The following is a 516-nucleotide window of genomic DNA, read 5'->3' on the forward strand; positions in this document are numbered from 1 at the left end:
CTTAAGGATCTATTGGTGGAGGCGATCCGCTACGGCGAATCGACCGAGGTGAAGTCGCGCCTGGAGCAGGTGATCGAGGGTGCCTTGGATACCGACCACCTGCGCGAGATCATCCGCCGCAATGCCCTGGTCGAGCAGCATATGGGGCTCGACGAGCTCTATGCGGTGAAGGAGGAGATGGAGAAGGCCGAGGCCCGCAAGCTGCAGCCGTACTTCATCCGCGCCTTCTTCACCGAGGCCTTCCAGATTCTGCGTGGAGAGCTGCGGCCCCGGGAGCCAGGCCGCTACGAGGTGCGCCATGTGCCCGCCGCCATCCGCGAGCGCGATCGCGTGATCGGTGAGAGTCGCACTCCGGTGCTGCGCAAGTACGAGCGCATCTGCTTCGAGAAGGAGCACGTGCGCCTGCCTGGCAAGCCCATGGCCGACCTGATCCATCCCATGCACCCGCTGATGCACGCCACCACCGATCTGGTACTGCAGGCGCACCGCAGCAAGCTCAAGCAGGGCGCCGTGCTG

At 64.9% G+C, this 516-nt stretch carries 1 protein-coding gene; it reads left to right on the top strand.

The annotated features are described in order from the left end of the window. Positions 1 to 15: 15 nt before the first annotated feature. Positions 16 to 516, top strand: a 501-nt coding sequence (locus ADS77_RS21995; RefSeq protein ID WP_200909675.1) for a hypothetical protein, incomplete at its 3' end; no start/stop codon positions are given.

Source organism: Pseudoalteromonas porphyrae, assembly GCF_001298125.1.
Taxonomy (GTDB): Bacteria; Pseudomonadota; Gammaproteobacteria; order Enterobacterales; family Alteromonadaceae; genus Pseudoalteromonas; species Pseudoalteromonas neustonica.